Origin of the sequence: Corallococcus terminator (assembly GCF_003611635.1) — a bacterium.
GTDB lineage: Bacteria > Myxococcota > Myxococcia > Myxococcales > Myxococcaceae > Corallococcus > Corallococcus terminator.
The window spans coordinates 1-2,518 of the sequence record NZ_RAVZ01000601.1 but is presented as its reverse complement, the minus strand read 5'-3'; the positions used below and the strand labels follow the sequence as shown (position 1 = coordinate 2,518).

3 protein-coding genes are annotated in these 2,518 nt (G+C 65.8%); 1 reads left to right on the top strand and 2 read right to left on the bottom strand.

Going from position 1 to position 2,518, the window contains the following annotated elements:
• The first annotated feature begins 181 nt into the window (after positions 1-181).
• Positions 182-1,432 (top strand): zinc metalloprotease, encoded by a 1,251-nt coding sequence (locus D7V88_RS40590; protein ID WP_120545836.1) that lies wholly within the window; start codon positions 182-184, stop codon positions 1,430-1,432.
• A 142-nt stretch (positions 1,433-1,574) separates the two neighbouring features.
• Here the strand turns inward: D7V88_RS40590 and D7V88_RS40585 are convergent, their stop codons facing one another.
• Both D7V88_RS40585 and D7V88_RS44025 read right to left on the bottom strand, forming a co-directional pair.
• Complete coding sequence (locus D7V88_RS40585; RefSeq protein ID WP_120545835.1) at positions 1,575-2,210, bottom strand: hypothetical protein; 636 nt, start codon at positions 2,208-2,210, stop codon at positions 1,575-1,577.
• A gap of 66 nt (positions 2,211-2,276) precedes the next feature.
• A partial coding sequence (locus D7V88_RS44025; protein ID WP_208726747.1) for a hypothetical protein occupies positions 2,277-2,518 on the bottom strand: 242 nt, incomplete at its 5' end.

Below are 2,518 nucleotides of genomic sequence, written 5' to 3'. Positions count from 1 at the left end.
GACGTGCACCTCAACCCCAAAATCGGGCCTGAGCTGGGGAGAGCGCCCGGGCTGTCCGGCCACGCTTCATGCCTGTCTCAAATATGTAAATCCTATATTAATTGAATAGACAGCGAATACGGCAAACTGCAAGAAGGAGGCAGTTGGTGTGATGCCAACTGTTTGCACACAAAGGAATTCTATGTCCAAGCTTCACAAGGCGCTGCTGACAGCTTCCGTTGCGCTCCTCGGTTTGAACGGGTGTGGCGGCGCCGACCTCCCGGACGCGGAGGTGGTCAGCACCCGCCAGGGGGTGGAATCCGCGACGGCCATCCCTCTCCCAATCCCCGCCTGCGCGCTTCTCCCCGATACGGACCGCGACGGCGTCTGCGACGTGGTGGAGCTGGTGCTGCGCACCAATCCCAACAACCCCGACACGGACGGAGACCGCCTCAACGACTACGCGGAGTCGTTCGGCTTCGGCGGTGGCCTGGACCTGACGGCCCTCGGCGCGAACGCGCGCAGGAAGGACGTCTTCGTGGAGGTGGACTACTATCCCAACCTCAGGCCCAGCCAGGCCACGCTGGACAAGGTCATCACGGCTTTCGCCAGCGCGCCAGTGAGCAATCCGGATGGGTCCACTGGCATCACGCTGCACCTGGTGCTGGATCAGCAGATCGCCGCCGCGGACGCGGACATGAACCTGAGCCCCGTGTGGACGGAATTCGACGTCATCAAGGCGAAGTACTTCGCCGCCGCCCGCGCGCCCTACTTTCACTACGCGGTGTTCGCGCACCAGTACAACGGGGACTTCTCCAGCGGTATCTCGCGCGGCCTCCCCGCGCATGACTTCCTGATGACGTTGGGCTCTTTCAATGGCACCGAGCAACAGCAGGCCGGCACCCTCATGCACGAACTGGGTCACAACCTGGGCCTGGACCACGGTGGCAACGACGGAGCCAACTACAAGCCCAACTACCTGAGCATCATGAACTACGAATACCAGTTCTATGGATTCGAACTTGGCGGCACGGTCGGCGCGCTCGACTACTCGCGTGTGCACGTGGATTCCATCAACGAGGCGGCCGTCAATGAGCTCACCGCGTTCGCGGCCGTCGCCCCGTCCACCGGGTCGGAACTGACTAGGTACTACGGGCTGCGCTTCAACGGCGCCCAGGTGGCGATGTTCTCCGCAGCCGACTTCGTCGACTTCAACAACAACCGCCAATACGACTTCAACACCATTGCGTTGGACTTCAACCGCGACGGCGACGCGACGGATGTGTACCCCGTGTCGCAGAACGACTGGGCGGCCCTGTTGTACGACGGCGGCGGCCAGATTGGCTTCGCCACGCCGGGCATCACCCAGGACCTGGGCCGCGAGGAGCTGTTCCTCGTCGCCCCCGAGAAGATGGAGCCCTGCCTCACCGGGGACCCGCGCGACGCCCGCTAACCCGCTTCAGGTAAATCGGTGAACCGTGCTCGGAGAGGGAGCGGATGACCTCTCCGAGTGCGCGGCCTTTCCCAGCCCCGTGCTGCGTGCCGTCACCGCACGACGCGCAGCATGAGACCTATCGAGAATCGCGCTCCGTCGTTTAGAGGTACCAGCTCCACGAGAGCGTCAGCGGCACCGTGAGGGCCACGGTGGACTCCTTCCCGAGCAGCACCTGGAGGCGCGGCACGAGGGCGATGGACCAGTGGTCTCCCTTCGCCCACTCGACGCCCACGGCCGGCACCAGCACGAAATTGTGGGCGGTGAAGTCGGCGAGCTGCAGGCCGTAGTCCACCGCCGGCATCTGGCTGGTGTCGATGTGCTGGAAGGCGGAGTAGCTGCGCGCGCTCCAGCCGGCCTCCAGGCCGGCGATGAAGCGCCACTCCAAGCCCCACACGAGGTGCGCGCCCGCGAGCGCGCCCATGCGGGAGACGTCGTGCCGGAGCGTCCCGGGGAACGGGGCGCCATCCCGAACCACCGTGACGGCGTTGTGGAAGACCGTCACGCCCGGCTCGTAGAAACCCGACGCGGCGAACTCCAGGTGGTTGGTGAGGGCGTACCGCGTCCCCACCCAGATGGACGCGGCCGTCGTCCGGACTGCAGGGGAGTCCGACGCGTAGGGGGCATAGAGGAAGGGGACAGAGACGCCACCTCCTGCCTCGACGGTGAAGGCGCCGCGGTCAGCGAGCGCGACGGTGGGCAGGAGGAGCAGCAGCGGGAGGAGGGAAGAAGCGCGCATGGAGGGAACGAGGCGGCCAGGCCCTCCCGGCCGCCATGCGGCGGCGCGGGAGGACGGGCGCGGTTGCTACTGCTGGAGGTTGAGAGGGGCCGGGATGGCGAAGGGGAAGGCTTCGCCCGTTATCCGGTCCGCGAGAAGGAGGGTGTAGCCCGGCACCGCAAACAGGGCGACGGATTCACAAGCGCCCGTGGCCCCTCGCCGGACAGAGGAAAAGTCAGAAGTCCCCCGGCCAGGGCTGACGAAGTAGGCACGGTCGAAGTTGCCGACGAGCCAGCCAACCGCTGCCGTACGGTCAAGGACGTAGGGCG

What these genes read in the sequence shown, in the direction of transcription:
- D7V88_RS40590 (WP_120545836.1), top strand. Translation starts at nt 182, where the DNA reads ATGTCCAAGCTTCACAAGGCGCTGCTGACAGCTTCCGTTGCGCTCCTC.
- D7V88_RS40585 (WP_120545835.1), bottom strand. Translation starts at nt 2,210, where the DNA reads ATGCGCGCTTCTTCCCTCCTCCCGCTGCTGCTCCTCCTGCCCACCGTC.